At 39.1% G+C, this 19,196-nt stretch carries 17 protein-coding genes; 14 read left to right on the forward strand and 3 right to left on the reverse strand.

The genetic code is table 11. The features are described 5' to 3' along the window. Window positions 1-10: 10 nt before the first annotated feature. The 5 genes from MKX72_RS08105 (at window position 11) to MKX72_RS08125 (ending at window position 6,845) form a co-directional block, all read left to right on the forward strand. Window positions 11-817: a PTS mannose/fructose/sorbose transporter subunit IIC gene (locus MKX72_RS08105; RefSeq protein ID WP_013056297.1), complete on the forward strand. Its 807-nt coding sequence runs from the start codon at window positions 11-13 to the stop codon at window positions 815-817. Window positions 818-843: 26 nt separating this feature from the next. Beyond that, entirely contained in the window at window positions 844-1,671 is an 828-nt protein-coding gene (locus MKX72_RS08110) for a mannose/fructose/sorbose PTS transporter subunit IID (RefSeq protein WP_013056298.1), read from the forward strand. An 86-nt stretch (window positions 1,672-1,757) separates the two neighbouring features. Then, window positions 1,758-5,336, forward strand: a complete 3,579-nt coding sequence (locus tag MKX72_RS08115) for a GH32 C-terminal domain-containing protein (protein WP_155008587.1) — start codon at window positions 1,758-1,760, stop codon at window positions 5,334-5,336. 243 nt (window positions 5,337-5,579) lie between these two features. Beyond that, entirely contained in the window at window positions 5,580-6,326 is a 747-nt protein-coding gene (map, locus tag MKX72_RS08120; RefSeq protein WP_014460782.1) for a type I methionyl aminopeptidase, read from the forward strand. 210 nt (window positions 6,327-6,536) lie between these two features. After that, window positions 6,537-6,845, forward strand: coding sequence for a DUF5634 family protein (locus tag MKX72_RS08125; protein ID WP_028413927.1), 309 nt, complete (start codon window positions 6,537-6,539; stop codon window positions 6,843-6,845). An 867-nt stretch (window positions 6,846-7,712) separates the two neighbouring features. On the opposite strand, the gene MKX72_RS08130 is transcribed toward MKX72_RS08125, so the two are convergent. After that, window positions 7,713-8,186 carry a YbaK/EbsC family protein gene (locus MKX72_RS08130; RefSeq protein ID WP_034267780.1) on the reverse strand — a complete coding sequence of 158 codons (474 nt, stop codon included), beginning with the start codon at window positions 8,184-8,186 and terminating at the stop codon, window positions 7,713-7,715. A gap of 315 nt (window positions 8,187-8,501) precedes the next feature. On the opposite strand from MKX72_RS08130, the gene MKX72_RS08135 reads away from it, so the two are divergent. The 8 genes from MKX72_RS08135 (at window position 8,502) to MKX72_RS08170 (ending at window position 16,193) form a co-directional block, all read left to right on the forward strand. Beyond that, window positions 8,502-8,693 carry a hypothetical protein gene (locus tag MKX72_RS08135; protein ID WP_033578521.1) on the forward strand — a complete coding sequence of 64 codons (192 nt, stop codon included), beginning with the start codon at window positions 8,502-8,504 and terminating at the stop codon, window positions 8,691-8,693. Between the two features lie 37 nt (window positions 8,694-8,730). Then, window positions 8,731-9,555: an aldo/keto reductase gene (locus MKX72_RS08140; RefSeq protein WP_028413925.1), complete on the forward strand. Its 825-nt coding sequence runs from the start codon at window positions 8,731-8,733 to the stop codon at window positions 9,553-9,555. A gap of 354 nt (window positions 9,556-9,909) precedes the next feature. Then, entirely contained in the window at window positions 9,910-11,421 is a 1,512-nt protein-coding gene (gene hutH / locus MKX72_RS08145) for a histidine ammonia-lyase (protein WP_049163810.1), read from the forward strand. Between the two features lie 49 nt (window positions 11,422-11,470). Then, the gene (hutU, locus tag MKX72_RS08150) at window positions 11,471-13,132 is read left to right on the forward strand and encodes a urocanate hydratase (RefSeq protein ID WP_049163815.1); all 1,662 of its coding nucleotides are present in this window, start codon (window positions 11,471-11,473) and stop codon (window positions 13,130-13,132) included. A 16-nt stretch (window positions 13,133-13,148) separates the two neighbouring features. After that, on the forward strand, window positions 13,149-14,438 hold the full coding sequence (gene hutI / locus MKX72_RS08155; RefSeq protein ID WP_033578524.1) for an imidazolonepropionase: 1,290 nt from the start codon (window positions 13,149-13,151) through the stop codon (window positions 14,436-14,438). After that, window positions 14,413-15,396: a formimidoylglutamase gene (gene hutG, locus MKX72_RS08160; RefSeq protein WP_033578525.1), complete on the forward strand. Its 984-nt coding sequence runs from the start codon at window positions 14,413-14,415 to the stop codon at window positions 15,394-15,396. The genes hutI and hutG overlap by 26 nt, the downstream gene beginning before the upstream one ends. Before the next feature lie 197 nt (window positions 15,397-15,593). Further along, window positions 15,594-16,025 (forward strand): MarR family winged helix-turn-helix transcriptional regulator, encoded by a 432-nt coding sequence (locus MKX72_RS08165; protein ID WP_033578526.1) that lies wholly within the window; start codon window positions 15,594-15,596, stop codon window positions 16,023-16,025. Between the two features lie 3 nt (window positions 16,026-16,028). Next, window positions 16,029-16,193 (forward strand): hypothetical protein, encoded by a 165-nt coding sequence (locus MKX72_RS08170; RefSeq protein WP_165573357.1) that lies wholly within the window; start codon window positions 16,029-16,031, stop codon window positions 16,191-16,193. Window positions 16,194-16,278: 85 nt separating this feature from the next. Here MKX72_RS08170 and MKX72_RS08175 read toward each other — a convergent pair whose 3' ends face one another. Both MKX72_RS08175 and MKX72_RS08180 read right to left on the reverse strand, forming a co-directional pair. Next, window positions 16,279-17,217 (reverse strand): nucleoside hydrolase, encoded by a 939-nt coding sequence (locus MKX72_RS08175; protein ID WP_049163823.1) that lies wholly within the window; start codon window positions 17,215-17,217, stop codon window positions 16,279-16,281. A 33-nt stretch (window positions 17,218-17,250) separates the two neighbouring features. Continuing rightward, window positions 17,251-17,385, reverse strand: coding sequence for a hypothetical protein (locus MKX72_RS08180; RefSeq protein ID WP_258524438.1), 135 nt, complete (start codon window positions 17,383-17,385; stop codon window positions 17,251-17,253). 389 nt (window positions 17,386-17,774) lie between these two features. Between MKX72_RS08180 and MKX72_RS08185 the strand changes: the two genes are divergently transcribed. Next, window positions 17,775-19,196 (forward strand): YfcC family protein, encoded by a 1,422-nt coding sequence (locus MKX72_RS08185; protein WP_028413919.1) that lies wholly within the window; start codon window positions 17,775-17,777, stop codon window positions 19,194-19,196.

Raw genomic sequence — 19,196 nt, forward strand, 5'->3', positions numbered from 1 at the left:
AGATGAGTTTATGTCTTCCATACAAATTATTTTATTATTAGTCATTGCAGCGGTAACTGGCATCGCAAGCGTATTGGACGAAGGGCAATCCCATCGTCCTCTCATTGCCTGCACATTAGTAGGCTTGGTGCTTGGAGATTTAAAAACGGGCATTATTTTAGGCGGAACGCTGGAATTAATGGCTCTTGGATGGATGAATGTTGGATTGGCGATGGCACCTGATACGGCTATTGCTTCTGTTATTTCAACTATTTTGGTTATCACAGCTGGTCAGGGGATTGGTGAAGGCATTGCGGTAGCTATAGCTTTAGCAGCTGCAGGGCAAGTACTCACCATTTTTGTTCGTACCATCACAGTATTTTTAATTCATCGAGCTGATAAGTACGCGGAAGAAGGGAACTTTAAAGGAATTGAAATTATGCATATTACTGCTATGGGTTTTCAGGCTCTCCGCGTTATGATTCCAACGTTAATTGTTACATTAATCAGCGTAAGCGCCGTGCAAACTTTCCTCGGAAATATTCCGGAAGTTATTACAAAAGGTCTGCAAATTGGGGGAGGCATTATCGTGGTCGTAGGATATGCCATGGTTATCAATATGATGAACATTCCTCATTTAAAGCCCTTTTTCTATATCGGGTTCTTATTAGCGGCATTTACAGGGTTTAACCTGGTAGGATTTGGGGCGTTAGGTCTTTGTTTAGCCCTTCTTTATCAGCAAGTAATGCAGCAGCGAAATCAAATGCAGCCGGCAGGCGTTCCCGCAGCTACAGGGAGCGAACAAGTATATGACGACGATGATGATTTAGATGCCTAAACGGCGAACTTAAGGGAGGGATAGAGATGGAAAATGAAAAAAGATTAACGAAAAAAGACATCTTTAGCATGTTTATTCGCTCGAATTTTTTACTCGGTTCATTTAACTTTGAGCGTGTTCAGGCAATGGGCTACTGTTACGTGATGATTCCAGCAATTAAACGTTTATACGGACCAGGGGCACAGCGAAATGCAGCACTAAAGCGTCATTTAGAATGGTTCAATACACATCCGTGGATTTCTGCACCTATATTCGGCGTCACGGCAGCAATGGAAGAAGAAATGGCAAACAAAAAAGATTTTGATGAAAAAGCCATCAGCGGAATGAAAATTGGATTAATGGGACCGCTTGCTGGCGTAGGAGACCCTATTTTCTGGGGAACGCTGCGACCAGTCCTCGCAGCACTAGGCGCATCTCTTGCGTTAGGCGGGAATATTGCCGGGCCACTGCTGTTTTTCATCTTAATTAATGCCATTCGATTAAGTACAAAATATTATGGATTAAAATATGGTTATTTAAAAGGAACAGAAATTTTAAAAGATTTAGTAGGCAATCGAATTCAAAAACTGACGGAAGGTGCATCCATTTTAGGACTGTTTGTAATGGGAGCATTGGTTTCGAAATGGACCACTATTAATATACCAGTGGTTGTTTCTAGGATCAAAGATGATTCTGGTAAAGTTGTCGTGAAAACCGTGCAAGACGTACTCGACAGTATTTTACCGGGACTGCTTCCTTTAGCGCTAACTTTATTAGTAGCATGGATGCTTCGAAAAGGTACAAATCCGCTGCTTATTATTTTCGGTATTTTCTTAATCGGTATAGGAGGTTATTGGATCGGCTTTTTAGGCTGATAAATAAGAGGAGTCATCTATTCTTCTAGCATCCGCTGGTGAACATGTTTTGCATAGCCAGTATGCCAATAAAGGAGGAAAGAAAGATGAAAAGAACCGTCAAAAAGTTATTGATGATTGGAGTCGCTTGTTCCATAAGTATGTTTTCTGTATACCCTGTATTAGCTGATAATACAGGGTATTATCAAGAAAAATACCGGAATCAATTTCATTTTTCTCCAGAAGCGAACTGGATGAACGATCCAAATGGAATGGTCTATTATAACGGGGAGTACCACCTTTTTTATCAGTATTATCCTTACGGTACCACCTGGGGACCTATGCACTGGGGGCATGCAGTTAGTACAGACTTAGTGAAATGGAAACACCTTCCGATTGCTCTTTCGCCAGATGAGAACGGAGAGATCTTTTCAGGAAGTGCCGTTATCGATTGGAATAATACCGCAGGATTTGGAAAAGAAGCGATGGTAGCTATCTTTACGCACTCAGGCAGTAAAGGGCAGGTGCAAAGTCTAGCATACAGCACGGACAGCGGAAGAACATGGACCAAATATGAAGGAAATCCTGTTATGCCAAATCCCCCAGTTCCTGACTGGCGGGATCCAAAAGTGTTTTGGCACGAGCAAACCAAGCAGTGGATGATGTCTTTAGCTGCTAAAGATAAAATTATGTTTTATACATCACCTGACTTGAAAAATTGGAAATACGCAAGTGAGTTTGGACCTGATGGAGGCATCCAAGCAAACGGTCAAAGCGGTGCCTACTCATATACTTTGTCTGAACAAAAAGGTCAATCTTTTACTCTAGAGGGAGAAATTATGCTTGTAGAAAAGAATGGACGCGAAGGTGCAGGAGGCCTTGTTTTTCGTTCTAATAAAGATGCAACAAACGCATATACCGTCAATTTAGATGCTGAAAAGAACCTCTTAACACTTAACAAAGTAGAGAAAGGAAGCGTAACGACCGTTGTTTCAAAGCCAATGAGGCTGGATACGTCACAAGCGTATCACGTGAAAGTAGAAGCAAACAGTCACCACTTTAAGATACTGCTAAATGGAAAACAGGTTTTAGAAGGCAGTGATGCATCTTTTGAAAACGGTCAGTTTGGACTAACAGCATGGAATTCCACAGCTGTCTTTCGTCATGTTAAATTTACGAATCAATCTAATTTCATAACCAATCTATCTAACTGGAAATCTATTACGGGAACGTGGAATGATACTGCTGCTGGAAAAATCGGTAAATCTAACAGCGACGGATATATTATGAGTGAAGAACAGGGAGATCAGTTCATTTACGAGTCAAATATGACATTTTTAGATGAAAACCATGGTTCAGGTGCGCTACTTTTCCGAGCAGACGCGGAAGCCAAAAACGGATATATAGCTAGCGTAGATGCTTCTAAGGATACAATCAAACTAGTAAAACTTCAAAATGGCATTTCAACTGTCCTTGCTGAAACAAACGAAAAAATTGATACGAGCAAATCACATCAAGTAAAAGTAACTGCATCGGGAAATGAACTTGATTTGCATATAGACGATAACTTCACCCTTACTGCAAAAGATGAAACTTTTTCAAAAGGATTGTTTGGACTACATGTTAATCAATCTTCAGTCCGGTTTCAAGACGTTAACATGACAAAGTTTATTGATACAGATGAAAAAGAAATTAAAAATAAAAGTTTTGAAACAGGAGATCTCACCGGCTGGAAAACGATAAAGGGAAATGCATTCACAAACGATCATGTAACGGATGCAACCGCAAATTGGAGCGGTCTTTTTGAACAAAAAGGAAAGTATCATTTATGGGGTTTTTCTGATAAGCAAGATGGCGATAATGCCACTGGAGAATTACATTCGTCTTATTTTAAATTGAGCGGTTCAGGTGAAATTAATTTGTTAATGGGAGGCGGAAACGACCCCACAAACCGCTATGTAGCCTTAGTCCGGGCATCCGACGATAAAGAATTGATTCGTCAAGCGAATACAAAGTTTGCAGATGAAAAGTACCAGCGCTACGTATGGGATGCTTCTAAGTATATAGGAGAAGTACTGTACATTAAAGCCGTTGATCAAGCTGTAGGCGGATGGGGGCATATTAATCTAGATGATGTAAATGTATTTAATACAGAAAAAATGCCGGAGAAAGTAGACAGTGTAGCAAAAGAACCAGAGGAAGCTAAACAAAGAGAAGGCGGAGAGCTTTCAGATTGGAACACAGTGTCAGGAGAATGGGTGAATTCAACTCACGGAAGCAACGGAGGCATTTGGGAGTGTCCTACTTTACTTCAACTGCCGGTTGATGGAGACAGCACAAAGAAAAAATGGGTGCTGCAAGTCAGCATCAATGATGGAGCGGCAGCTGGAGGTTCAGGTATGCAGTACTTTGTTGGTGATTTTGACGGAAAAACATTTAAAAATGAAAACCCGCCAGAGGAAGTGCTTTGGACAGATTATGGTGCCGACTTTTATGCCGCTGTAGATTGGAGCGGAGTTGAAGGAGATAACGGAGAAAAGTATTGGCTAGGCTGGATGAGCAACTGGCAATATGCCAACAATACCCCAACTACTACTTGGAGAAGCTCTATGTCAATCCCAAGAAAAATAGAACTCACCAACACAGCAAAAGGGCTTCGTTTAAAACAAATACCTGTTTCAATTGATTCAATTCGCAATAAGCAAGAAAAAAAGGTGTTGAAGAATCTGATGGTTACTGAAAACAAAAATCTTCTTTCAGGCATACAGGAAAACAAATATGAAATCATTGCAGAATTCGATGTTTCAAATACAGATGCACAAGAATTTGGTTTTCAAATTCAAAAAGAAGGCAGCGAAAATACAAAAGTCAGCTATAACATAAACAAGCAGCAATTATCTGTTGATCGAACACACTCTGGAAGTTTTAATTTTGGTAAAAATGTGAAAGGCAAACACTCTGCTCCCATGCTTCCAAAAGAGGGAAAGATTAAGCTCCATATGTTTGTAGACCATTCGTCTGTAGAAGTATTTGGCAATGACGGCACTGCAGTAATAACAGACCAGCTCTTTCCGACGCTTTCAAGTAATAAAATAAAGCTTTACAGCAAAGGAGGCGCTGTAAAATTAAATTCTCTTAAGATGTATCCGTTAAAATCTATTTGGAATAAAAGTCCTGTTGATACAAACTTATCTGGATGGAAGAATATTAGCGGACTATGGGCCGATACGATTAACGGAAAACAAGGACGAAGCAAAGAAGATTCCTTTACCTTATCATCAAAAGAAGCAAAAAATTTCACATATGAAGCAAAGATAAAGGTGTTAGACGATTCTGTTTCAAATTCTACAGGAGCAGGAGCGCTAGTATTCCGTTCGGATGAACAGGCAAACAATGCTTATGCTGCGAATGTAGATGTGCTGAATAATCAAATAAAGCTCATTGCGTTTAGAGACGGAATAGGCAAGGATCTCATTATTTACGATGATGGGGGAAAGCTGGATTTAAAGACAAATACGGATTACCATCTAAAAGTGACGGCTGAAGGAGAACACATTCAAGTTTATCTCGATGATAAGCCGGTGATCGATACGATGGACCCTACCTTTTCAGAAGGTTATGCTGGGCTGAATGTGTGGAATTCTACTAGTTTGTTTAATGAAGTGAAATTTGAAACAGTGGATTAAGGAATTGTGAAAGCTGCCGCTTACTAAGGCAGCTTTTATATAACATAAAAAAGTATGCTGCGGTGAAGTAGCATGCTTTTTTGAATTTCATAGGTTAATGAAGAGGATTTTTACATATGATAAATATCTTACTAGTCTAATTAATCGTACATTTTAGTTCTTAAAAGGTCTTTTGAAAAATCCTCATAAAAATATGATAAAATCGGATAGGATATATATTTCGAGGAAGGAAAGTGTTTTTTTATGATTATTGGTAACGAACAGGATTTAGAAAGTTTACGCAAAATTGGACGTATCGTTGCACTTGCGCGCGAAGAAATGAAAAAACAAGCAAAAGCAGGTATGACAACAAAAGAGCTTGATATGATCGGTAAAAAAATATTAGATGAACACGGTGCTATTTCTGCACCTGAAAAAGAATATAATTTCCCAGGTGTAACGTGCATTAGTGTCAACGAAGAAGTGGCTCACGGTATTCCGGGAGACCGCGTATTAAAAGATGGCGATTTAGTAAATGTGGATGTATCCGCAGTACTTGATGGCTATTATTCGGATACGGGTATTTCATTTGTTATTGGGCAAGACGAAGAAAAAGAAAAGCTGTGTCAAGCTGCAGTAGATGCATTTTGGGCAGCTATGAAAAAAGTAAAAGCTGGTTCAAAACAAAATCAAATTGGTCGTGCTGTTTCTAACTTTGCACACCAAAACGGATATGCTGTTATTGAAAACTTAACGGGTCATGGTGTTGGCCGCAGCTTGCATGACGCTCCTAACCACATTTTAAACTATTATGATCCAATGGATAAAGCCCTCTTGAAAAAAGGTCTTGTTATTGCTGTAGAGCCGTTTATCTCTATGAAGGCTGATCATATCATTGAACGCGGAGACGACGGTTGGACGTTTGTTACACCTGATAATAGTCTTGTAGCACAATGTGAACATACGATTGTTGTAACAAACGGTGAACCGATTATTTTAACTGAACTATAATCAAGTTTCTCTGTAGATTTCGGTAACAAAAAAGCTACTTCACTTAGCAATGTTTTTTCGTTGCATTATAGTGAGGTAGCTTTTTTATTACTATGTAATGAATGACTATTATATTGACTTGCTTTGTTCATACAACGTTTGAAAGATAGTGTAATTGAATATGCTCAAGGGAATGCTAAGTATAAATCGAAATGAAAAGGGGTATGAAATGTGGAATATGTAGGAAGAGAAGCGATTGTAAGTGAACTGACTCATCATATGGATGACATTTTAAACAAATATAACCTTCAAGGCGTCTCCGTATATGAAGAGGAAGGAGAAGGTAATCACTATTATCTTGGCTACACAGTAAAAAAGAATGATCATGTGTTTATGGTTAACAGACCTTATCTAAAAGATAAAGACGGGAAATTAGCAGTCGAAAAGCAAGAATGGACTCTTCAAGGTAACGAAGGAGAAACAAACGGATATACTTCACTTGAAGATGCATTTCAAAAAATTGATGAAACCATACATTAAATAATTTTTTGAATTTCAAGTTCAGATTTTTTCTTTGAATGCGTGAATCTGAACAGTAGAGCGCTAATGGCTGTCGTGCTTCTTTCACCTATACTATCTAACTTTTCTTTGCTATAAAGTCTAGAAAATTACATGTAATAAAAAATTGTTTTTTTAGGTTTTACTATATAAATACGGGGTACACATATAGTACAGCAGCTATCATGCAAATGGTTGTTGTGAAAGGTTAAATACTTAGCGTTTGAAGGGACTGATTAGTTTTGAAAGGCTTAACAGCGACTTCAGCAAATGTATTACCGCAAATTGAAAGTAGATATCCGTATCTCACGCAAGGCACTTTGGTTATGAACCGATATACGTAACGAAAGGGCCTGACTAGGCAAACAAAGGAAAGACTGAATCAACGAGAAGAAGCCTGCATCTAAACATGTAGGCTTCTTCTTTTTTACAGATGAAACTAAGACGATGAATGAGTACATAACAGGTATACATTAAGAAGATTCAGATTCAGTCCATTTTTCGTGCACGTTTTTCTTGAAAAAAGGTCATAAGTTGAAGATACTGTATATAACTATGTAAAAGAATTTTTGAATACAAAATAGTAAATCTGCTTGAGGTGAAAATGATGAGAAAAGCAAATAAAAGTGAATTTCTGTGGAATACGTTAGACGGCTGGCTTTTTATCCCTAGGAACATTCCTTTACTATTTCTTTTTGTATTTCTCTTAGGGGTTTCTTACCTAGGTTGGGTTAAGCTGTTTCATAAATTCGTTTAGGTACGCCAATGAGCTGAAACAAAAAACTGTTTCAGCTTATTGGCGTACTGATTGATTTATTTTATGTATATCTGTACCTTAATTTACCTAAGTTATTCATTCCATCCTTTGCACACATCAACCCATTTTAAGCATTTCGAAAATTCTTCTAGTTCGGGTATTGTTAATTCAATTGCACTATTTCCACTTCCACAGGCAGGGAAAACGGTAACAAAACGTTTCAGAGATTCATCTAGATACACGTGAACACCTTCATTAACGGCAAATGGGCATACTCCGCCTACGGCATGACCAATCAGCGTTTCTACTTCACTTGCTCCAAGCATTTTTGCTTTGGTTCCGAACTCTTCTTTATATTTTCGATTATCAATTTTCGCATCTCCTGCTGCCACAATTAATAGAACGGTTCCTTCTGCGTTAAAAGAAAGACTTTTTGCGATCCGTTGCGGCTCACATTTTAAAGCTTGCGCTGCCAGTTCTACAGTAGCACTGGACTCATCCATTTCAATAATTCGATTCTCCATGCCATATTGTTTAAAATATGCTTTTACTCTTTCAATCGCCATTTTTATATCCATTCCTTTCGTTAACTCTTGCAAATATGTATGATTGCCTTACAGAGGATGTACAGTTTCTCTTTGAAATAAAAAATTCTTATTATTTTGTATATACGGAAATTATACACAACTTCTCAGTTAAAAGCACATATTCGTTTTAATTAAAAAAGTTACGTAGGTAAAGTATTTTTAGCTGATTGAAGCAGGATTACGGAACCCTTTGACGAATGTAACTATGTCGGCTGCGAAAACATAGGCATTAGAACAAAAGATAAATGATGAAATTGAAAAGGCGCAAATGTTCTAGTGAAATGAGGAGAAGGAATGCCAAATTTACACACTATCGTCAGTTTCTTTAGCAGTACATGTATGGCAACGATGAGTATGATTTATTTGTTTTCCCTTGTACCGCGGGCATGGTCTTTTAAATTTCGATTTGGAGCCATGATTGTAGGAATCCCAGTCGGCATTATAATGGGCCAGGTTGCTATGCTGATCGGCTGGCACCATCATTAAAACTTTGAACTTTTTAACAAAAAAGGAGACATGTAAAATGAATATTGTCACATTAAACAACGGCTTAAAAATGCCTCAGCTTGGATTTGGCGTATGGCAAGTAGAAGATAACAAAGCAGCAGCTGCAGTGTCAAAAGCAATTGAAGTTGGATATACCTCTATCGACACAGCTATGATTTATAAAAATGAAGAAGGAGTAGGTCAAGCGATTAAAGAATCTTCTGTTCCTCGGGAAGAGCTGTTTATTACAACAAAAGTTTGGAACAGCGACCAAGGCTATGAAAATGCACTACGTGCGTTTGATGAAAGCCTAGAACGATTAGGACTTGATTATGTGGATTTATATTTGATTCACTGGCCTACTCCTCAATATGATGAGTATGTGGAGACGTATAAAGCATTAGAAAAGCTTTATCACGATGGCAAAGTAAAAGCAATTGGCGTCTGCAACTTTGAAATTGAGCATTTGGAGCGCTTGTTAAATGAATGTGACGTAACGCCTGTTTTAAACCAAATTGAGTGCCATCCGTATCTTGCTCAAAATGAATTAAAAGAGTTTTGCGCCAAACATAATATTTTCGTGGAAGCATGGAGCCCTCTTGATCAAGGAGGAGAAGTGTTACAAGACGAGGTTATTCAAAAAATTGCTGAAGTACATAGCAAAACTCCGGCTCAAGTTGTATTGCGCTGGCACTTACAGAACAACACAATTGTCATTCCTAAGTCAGTTACACCGTCTAGAATAGAAGAAAACTTTAACGTGTTTGATTTTGAACTTACTGCTGATGATATGGCAGAGATTAATGGATTAAACAGCAACCGCCGCAAAGGTCCGCACCCAAGCGACATGAACGTCCGATAACGTTTAAAAAATAAAATTGTGCAGCCGTGAATCATCGCTGCTATAAAAAATAACGATTTTATTTCAGATTATTTAAAATTTTCTTAAATAATAATTGACAAATGATTAATTCAGCGTAATACTTAGTGTAGGTACCCTAGTTGCTTTAAGTTGTACAGCTTAAAGTGTATAGTGATTTAGTCATTTAGCGATTGTATGTATAAGTGAAATACTGATTATTAATAAAAGCCCATAGTGTAAGTAGGTTAGTTTATAGGGGGCTATATCAAAAGGAGCTTGTTTCCTCTTTGATATAGCCCCTTTTTGTGTTCAAAAAGAAAAGGCAGTCTACAGTTTAACAAGGGAGCGGGTATGATGTTTATTCAAATTGATGGAAATTCACTGACGTTCGACCAAATTTACAAAGTTATTTACCAAGGATACTCCGTGAAAATTAGCGATCACGCAGTTGAACATATACAAAAAAGCAGAACGTTAGTTGAAGAGAGCATTACGAACAACAACGTAATTTACGGAGTAAATACGGGATTTGGAAAGTTTAGTGATACGGTTATTTCAAAAACAGACTTAGCTGATCTGCAGATTAACCTGATTCGCAGTCATGCCTGCGGACTAGGAGAGCCATTTTCGTTAGAAGTAAGCAGAGTCATGCTGTTTTTACGAGCGAACGCATTAGCTAAAGGGTATTCCGGAATACGACTGGAAACCTTGCAGCTTCTTATCGATTGCTTAAACCAAAACGTAGTACCGGTTATCCCGAGTCAAGGTTCGCTTGGAGCTAGCGGTGACTTAGCCCCGTTATCACATCTAGCGCTGCTGCTAGTTGGAGAAGGAGAAGCTGTATATAATGGTCAGCGAATGCAAGGAGAAGATGCTTTAAAGCTAGCAGGGCTTGAACCTATACAATTACAGGCAAAAGAAGGGCTAGCTTTGATCAACGGCACTCAGGCAATGACGGCTGTAGGAGTAGTTTCGTACCTTGAAGCTCAAAAGCTCGCTGATCTTGCTGACGGAATTGCAGCACTGACATTAGAAGGTCTGCAAGGTATTGTAGAAGCATTCATGCCTGAGTCACATGCAGTAAGACCTTACCCGGAACAACAGCAGGTAGCTGCCCGAATTCTTTCGTACTTAGAAGGCAGTCAATTAACTACTTCTCAAGGTCAAATAAGAGTGCAAGATGCTTATTCACTGCGCTGCATTCCTCAAGTTCATGGTGCTATTTATCAAGTTTTAAATTATGTAAAAGAAAAGCTGTTAATTGAGATTAATTCAGCAACTGATAACCCGCTCATCTTTGCTGACAGCGGCAAAGTAATTTCTGGAGGGAATTTTCACGGGCAGCCCATTGCGTTTGCTATGGATTTTCTAGGAATTGCAATGGCGGAGCTTGGGAATATTTCTGAACGGCGCATTGAACGAATAGTAAACCCTCAGCTTAGCGGGCTGCCCGCATTTTTAAGTGCAGATCCAGGTCTAGAGTCCGGGCTCATGATTACTCAATACGCTGCGGCTTCATTAGTTTCCGAAAATAAAGTATTAGCGCATCCATCAAGTGTTGATTCTATCCCATCTTCAGCGAATCAAGAAGACCATGTCAGCATGGGAACGACTGCTGCACGTCATGCTTATCAAATTATCCAAAATACAAGAAGAGTTCTATCAATCGAAGCAATTTGTGCGGCTCAAGCAGCCGATATTCAAGGAGTGGATAAACTTGCTTCAGAAACAAGAAAAATGTATTCAAGAATTAGAAAAACCGTACCAACCATTATGAAAGATCGAATTTTCTCACGTGATATTGAGGCGTTAGCAGCTGATTTCAAAACTTTTGTGCAAGATACGAATTATGAACTAGCACTGTAATAAAAAGTTAGTTTAACAGTTTTTCATTTTTATAGAGGAGGAAAACGAAATGGAGACAAAACAAAGTGGAATAAAAGCACCTCGTGGAACAGAACTAACGACAAAAGGCTGGGTACAAGAAGCCGCTCTTCGCATGCTTCTAAACAATTTAGATTCCGAAGTAGCAGAGCATCCGGAAAAGTTAGTCGTATACGGAGGGATCGGAAAAGCAGCCCGTAACTGGGAGGCGTTCGATCGTATTGTAGATACGTTAAAAGAATTAGAAGAAGATGAAACGCTTCTCATACAGTCCGGCAAGCCGGTTGCGGTTTTTAAAACGCACAGTGATGCGCCGCGTGTTTTATTAGCAAATTCAAATCTTGTTCCTGCTTTTGCGAATTGGGAGACGTTCCATGAGCTCGATAAAAAAGGGTTAATGATGTACGGGCAAATGACTGCAGGAAGCTGGATTTATATCGGAAGCCAAGGCATTGTTCAAGGAACGTATGAAACATTTGCTGAGTGTGCCAACCAGCATTTTAACGGAACTTTGAAAGGAACCATTACGTTAACAGCTGGATTAGGAGGAATGGGAGGTGCACAACCACTAGCCGTTACGATGGCAGGCGGCGTTGTCATTGGAATTGATGTTGATCGCACGCGTGTTGAAAAACGTATCGAAACAAAGTATTGCGATACGGTAGTCGAAAGTGTAGCTGATGCAATCAAGTTAGCTGAAGATGCAAAAAGATTGGGCAAAGCGCTGTCCATTGGATTAGTTGGAAATGCAGCCGAGATTCTTCCTGAAATGATAAAGCGAGGATTTATCCCAGATATTGTGACAGATCAAACATCGGCACATGATCCGCTTAACGGATATTTGCCGATTGGAGTCAGCTTAGCAGAAGGAGAAAAATTGCGGAATACAAATCCAAATGAATATATAAAACAATCAAAAGCAAGTATGGCTATTCACGTTCAAGCTATGTTAGAGATGCAAAGAAAAGGCGCGGTTGCTTTTGACTATGGCAATAATATTCGCCAAGTGGCGCTCGATGAAGGTGTCGCGAATGCATTTGATTTCCCGGGATTTGTCCCAGCGTACATCCGTCCGCAGTTCTGTGAAGGAAAAGGACCGTTCAGGTGGGTCGCTTTGTCAGGAAACCCAGAAGATATTTATAAAACAGATGAAGTCATTTTACGTGAGTTTTCGGATAATACGCATCTTTGCAACTGGATTAAAATGGCGAGAGAAAAAATTGAATTTCAAGGGTTGCCGGCTCGTATCTGCTGGCTAGGCTACGGAGAAAGAGCGCGCTTTGGAAAAATTATTAATGACATGGTAGCAAACGGAGAGCTGTCAGCGCCTATCGTTATTGGCAGAGATCATCTAGATGCCGGTTCTGTGGCTTCGCCAAATCGTGAAACTGAAGCAATGAAAGATGGCAGTGATGCAGTAGCAGACTGGCCTATTTTAAATGCATTAGTCAATACGGCAGCAGGCGCAAGCTGGGTATCCGTTCACCACGGAGGAGGAGTAGGTATGGGGTATTCTCTGCACGCTGGAATGGTTGTAGTAGCAGACGGGACGGAAGATGCCGCCAAACGTCTAGAACGTGTTTTAACAACAGACCCTGGCATGGGTGTTGTTCGTCATGTAGACGCCGGCTATGATAAGGCCATTCAAACTGCAAAAGAAAAAGGGATACAAATTCCTGCGTTACATGAATAAAAAAGGAGGGATACGTATGACTATTACGTATATCAAATGCGCTGAACAAGTCATTACGGTTAAAGGCGGAAGTAAGCCTAGACGAGAGGAAGAAATGTCAGCTCTAGGAATCATTGAAAATGGCAGCGTACTCGTGAAAAATGGAAGAATTGTATTTGTTGGACCTGACGTCAAAGCGCAGGAATACCTTGAGCATATCCATGAACCTATTAATATAATTGATGCCGAAGGAAAAATCGTAACGCCTGGGTTAATTGATCCCCACACTCACCTTGTGTTTGGAGGCAGTCGTGAAAAAGAATTAGAAATGCGCTTAAACGGGGCAAAGTATATTGATATTTTAAAAGCGGGAGGAGGAATTTTACAAACAACCGTTAGTACACGACAAGCAACAGAAGAGGAGCTAATCAAGCAATCTACAAAACGTTTAAATAAATTTCTGCAGTACGGAGTTACAACTGTCGAAGCCAAAAGCGGGTACGGTTTAAATCTTAAAGATGAAATCAAACAATTAAAAGTAGCGAAGAAACTGAATGAACAGCATCCAGTAGATGTTGTTTCAACCTTTATGGGAGCTCATGCGGTGCCGGTTGAGTACAAAGGGAATGAAGATGCGTTTGTTCAACACGTTATTGAAGAAATGATACCAATTGTTGCAAAAGAAGAGCTAGCGGAGTTTTGTGATGTATTTTGTGAAGAAGGTGTGTTTACAGTTGAACAGTCAGAGCGTATTTTACAAGCTGGAAAAGCATACGGACTAAAACCTAAAATCCACGCCGATGAAATTGTGTCTTTTGGCGGGGCAGAATTAGCGGCTAAAGTGGGAGCTGTGTCTGCGGATCATTTATTAAAAGCATCGGATCAAGGAATTAAGCAAATGGCTGAAAGCGGAGTTATAGCCGTTCTATTGCCGGGTACTGCATTCTTTTTAATGGAAGAGCCGGCGCGTGCTAGAAAAATGATCGAAGCAGGGGTACCGGTTGCTTTGTCTACAGATCGAAACCCAGGGTCTTCTCCTACGGAATCGCTGCCGTTTATTATGAATTTAGCTTGTTTAACGATGAAAATGACGCCAGCAGAAGTTTTAACAGCCTGTACGATCAACGCGGCTCATGCCATTGGCAAAGGGGATCAAATCGGAAGTATTGAAGTAGGTAAAAAAGCCGATTTAGTGCTATTTGATGCGCCCAATTACCAAACGCTGCAGTATAACTATGCCGTAAATCTTGTAGACACGGTATTAAAAGATGGGAAAGTTGTGGTTGAAGGCGGTGTTTTACATGAACTATCCGTACCCACAGCTTGATCGACCGCCTTTTTGCTGGCAGCGTCAAAGTACTTCTGACCCAAAAGTAAGTGATTGGATTCAGACAGTTGAAGATGGGTGCAAAGTCGACTTTACATCGATAGATATTACGGTTTTGGGCGTGCCTCTTTCAAGATCCTCCATTAGCGCTTCTGGAGCCAGTGAGACGCCAATGGCCATGAGGAAACTCTGGAAATCCTTTAATCCGTATCATATTGAGTATGATACGGATTTGACTTCCTTGTCAGTGTTGGATTTAGGTGACGTCAAACAGCACGTAACGGATATAGAGAAGTCTCATCAGTATATAAAAGAAGCGATGATGTCTATGCGGAAATGTCATCCGCATGCGCTGCCTGTTATGCTCGGAGGAGACCACTCCATTACAGCTATGTTAGTAAAAGGATGGAAAGAGTCACATCCCGAACAGAAAATAGGAATTTTACAGTTTGATACGCACTTTGACTTACGAAGCTTAGAAGACAATGGCCCTTCTAACGGAACACCCATACGAAATTTAATTGAAAGCAACACAATTGATGCAACTCATGTATGGAATATTGGGCTTCACGGGTTTTACAACTCAAAATCGTTAAAGGAATATGCGGATAGCAAAGGCGTTCATTATGTAACGCTACTGCAAGCAAGAAAAGCGGGAGTAACTCATACGGTGAAAGAAGTACTAAAACAGCTGAGCAAAGAAGTAGACATGATCTATTTAACCGTTGATATGGACGTGTTAGATATTGCTTACGCACCTGGAGTTCCAGCAGGAACCACAGGGGGAATGAGAACGGAGGAATTGTTTGAAGCGGTATACACGGCTGGGAGTCATCCGCTTGTTCAAGCAATGGATATCGTTTGTCTAGATCCGCTGCGTGATGTAAGAGAAATAACTGTAAAAGCAGGCGTACATGTATTTTTGAATTTTTTAACGGGAGTTGTAAACAGAAAGTAAGGGAGTATACTTCCTTGCTTTTTTTATCGTTAAATAGCTGCTTACATAGGATTAATAAACTTTTTTTTAGAGCGAGATAACATAACTTTAGAAGTGTGTATGGATTTTAGTAAATATATTTTTACTAAAATAAACTATTTATATTGTTTTTATTTAAAATTAGTAATAATATATTTACTAAAGAAGGTGAGTATCTTATGGAGGAAAAACTGGCTAAGGAATATATCGCTTTAATACCGGTTTTATTTGAAAACTTCAAGAACTTAAACAAGAATGAAGTGAAATTAACACATTTACAAAATCACGTAGTTGAATTCATGTATATGAAAAAAAGAGATTTGAATATTAAGGAAATTAGTAATGGATTAAATATTGCCAAACAACAGTTAACGAATGTTATCAGTGAATTAGAAAATGAAGGATATTTAATCAAAATGCCTGATCCGCGAGATAAGCGTGCAGTTTTAGTCTCATTAACGTCTAAAGGAAAAAATATTCAAGAAGAAAAATGGAGAGGGATTTATAGTAATTTCAATACAAATATCTCCAAATTAAATGAAGAAGAGCAAATAGACCTGCAGTTTGCTCTTCATAAATTAAATATTTTGTTAAAAAAGATGGAGGGATAAATTATGAACCAAAGAGAACGGATTTCACTCATTAGTGTAGGTGTTATAGGCGGGACAGTAATGGGAGTAATTTATAAAGATATATCCAACTGCTTGATTACAGGTGTGATTGTTGCTTCAATCATTACTTTAATGCTCAATCAAAAAGCGAAAAAAACAGCTAGATAGTATGAATAAACGTAAGACAGCACCAGCAAGTTGTGAACTCGACGTTCTGGTGCTGCCTCTATAAAATTTATCTTCTAGATGAACATTACGAAGCTGAATATGTTTTGAGAGCCTCAATCATTAAATTCCAAAATCCGTCTACATCAAGAGTTAAACCGAATTTAGCATTGGGTTTCCTCCCTGTGACTCCAAGCAAATCAACTGAAGTTGTTCCAGCCGTGTATTCTCCGCGTGTTTCTACTACAATATTAATTTCTTTTAGCGTAAATAGTTCTGGAGCTACACAATAAGCAACGGTCAATACATCGTGAACAGGAGGGCCATTAAATCCAAAGGTTTCTTTATAAGCAGATTTAAAAAATGCTAATAATTCCCCGACCTTTTTTGCTACGTTATTATCGATGTTCATGACTTGGTTAATAACGTCATCTGTTGCAACGGCTTGATGCGTAATATCTAACCCCATTACTACGAGTGGGATGCCGCTATCGAACACTTTTTTAGCCGCTTCTGGATCTGCCCAAATATTAAACTCAGCCGTTGGTGTCCAGTTCCCGAAGGTTCCACCGCCCATAAGGATAATCTCTTCAATGTCTTCTTTCATTTCTGGAGCTTTCATTAAAGCTAAGGCAATGTTTGTTAAAGGGCCTGTAGGTAAAAGTGTAACGGGATCTTCTGACTCTTTTACCATTCGTATAATAGTATCTACTCCGTGTTCTTCACTCCAGCTGCGAGACAGAGGAGGGAACTCAGGGCCGTCTAACCCTGAATCACCATGTATGCTAGGAGCGTTTTCACGCGTGCGAATCAATGGTTCACTTGCTCCTTTTGAGACAACCACGTTATGTAAAAATACTAAATCACACACTTTCAAAGCGTTCACTGTCGTTTTTTCAATTTCTGCGTTTCCCGAAACAGTTGTGATCGCTAAAATATCTAATTCCGGTCGTGCGGCAGCCAAAATAATAGCAATAGCATCATCATGACCTGGATCACAGTCCATAATAATCTTTCTTTTTTTCATTATGATCACCTCTATAGAATGGATAAATTGCTGTTAATTTTGCGTGGATTTTATTTTCTCTAAAATAGCTGCTGTAAACTCCAATGTAGAGGCATGTCCGCCTAAATCTTTCGTTTTCACTTCATCTTGAAGCGTTTGATAAAGTGCGTGTTCTACTGTAGCAGCCACTTTTGTAAGTTTGTAATCCGCATGTTTTTCAGCTAGCCATTTGAGTGTAGTATTTTTTTATGTCTATAGATTAAATTCTTTTATCTTTCGTTTTGCCCCTTTTTAAAAAAAGAACTAGCTAATGGTTTCATGCTCCAGATTTTCTATCAACTAGCTTCTTAATTGGCGTTATTAAATTTTAAAAAACACCCAATTAACACCTAAAACACATTTTAATTATATCATAATTCAGAAAATTAAACGGTTATACGTTGGCACGAAAATTGCTTGTACTATATGTGAAGAATACAAGAGAAAGGAGCAATGTGTAGCTGCAGATAAGGAAGCTGCTTTTAAAGAACGAGATGTCTGTTTAAAGTTACTATTTCATAATGAAGGGGAGAAGAAGAATGAGTGAACCGCAAAAGGAAATGAGTTCATTAAATAAGGTACGGAAAAAAGAGAGAAAAATAAACGTTTTTGCTTTATTGTTAGGCTTTCTTGTGATTGCTACTATTTTAACGTATATCTTGCCAGCCGGAGAATACGCACGTGTAGAAGTAGACGGACGAACAACGGTAGATCCTCAGTCGTTTAAATGGATTGGTTCTACACCTGTTGGATTCTTTGATATGGTCAAAGCGATACATACAGGAATGGTAGAAGGAGCCGACATTATCTTTTTTGTATTAATTATCGGCGGTTTCTTTGGTGTACTAAGCGCTACGGGGACAGTAGATGTATTGATTACAACGATGGCTAAAAAGCTTGCTACTAGAGAAAAATTATTAATTCCTGTTATGATGCTATTTTTTGCGGTAGGCGGTTCTTTAATGGGGATGGCGGAAGAAACGCTAGCTTATATTCCTCTTTTAATTCCGCTGGCACTTGCTCTTGGATTCGATGCATTAACAGGGACTGCTATTGTTTTAATTGGCGCATCGGCTGGTTTTACTACGGCTGTTATGAATCCATTTACAGTAGGTGTTGCACAAGGAGTAGCAGAGCTTCCTATGTTTTCTGGAATGGGCTTTCGTCTCATCTTATTCGTAGTTGTTTATGCTGTTTCAGTATGGTTTGTCTACCGATATGCGATGAAAGTGAAAAGAAGTCCTTCTATAGGAACATACGGAAAATACAGCATAACTAATGCACATAAACTTTTAAACTCTGATGCGAAGTTAACTAGAAAGCATAAATGGATTATGGCAGCATTTCTTGTTAACTATGTAATTCTTGCTTTTGGTGTTATTAAATATAAGTGGTACATTACTGAAATTGCCTCTCTGTTTGTGATTTTGACAGTGGTGATTGGGATTATTGGAAGGCTCTCTGTTGAAAATACGGTTAAGTCGTTTACAAACGGGGCAGCAGCACTAGTTGGAGGAGCGCTTGTTATTGGAGTTTCTCGCGCAGTTCTTGTTGTTTTAAATGAAGGTCATATTGTAGACCCTATGCTTCATCAAGTATCTGGAGCTATTCAACATATTCCGGGATATTTAAGCGTCATCGGAATCTACAACTTCCAAGCGCTGATTCATCTTATTTTAGCGTCTGGAACGGGTCATGCGATGCTGACGATGCCAATCATGACCCCTCTTGCAGATTTGCTTGATATTACGCGACAAACGGCTGTATTATCTTTTTCTTTTGCAGACGGCATCGGAAATATTATCTTCCCAACGGCTGGAACATTGATGGCTGGTTTAGCGATTGCGGGGATTTCATGGACAAAGTGGGCAAAATGGGTGTTGCCGTTAGTCCTTATTCAATATGTGATTGGTCTAATAGCCGTTGTGATTGCTTATTTTATCAATTACGGGCCATTTTAA

Origin of the sequence: Priestia sp. FSL R5-0597, from assembly GCF_038006305.1 — a bacterium.
GTDB classification, from domain to species: Bacteria; Bacillota; Bacilli; order Bacillales; family Bacillaceae_H; genus Priestia; species Priestia zanthoxyli.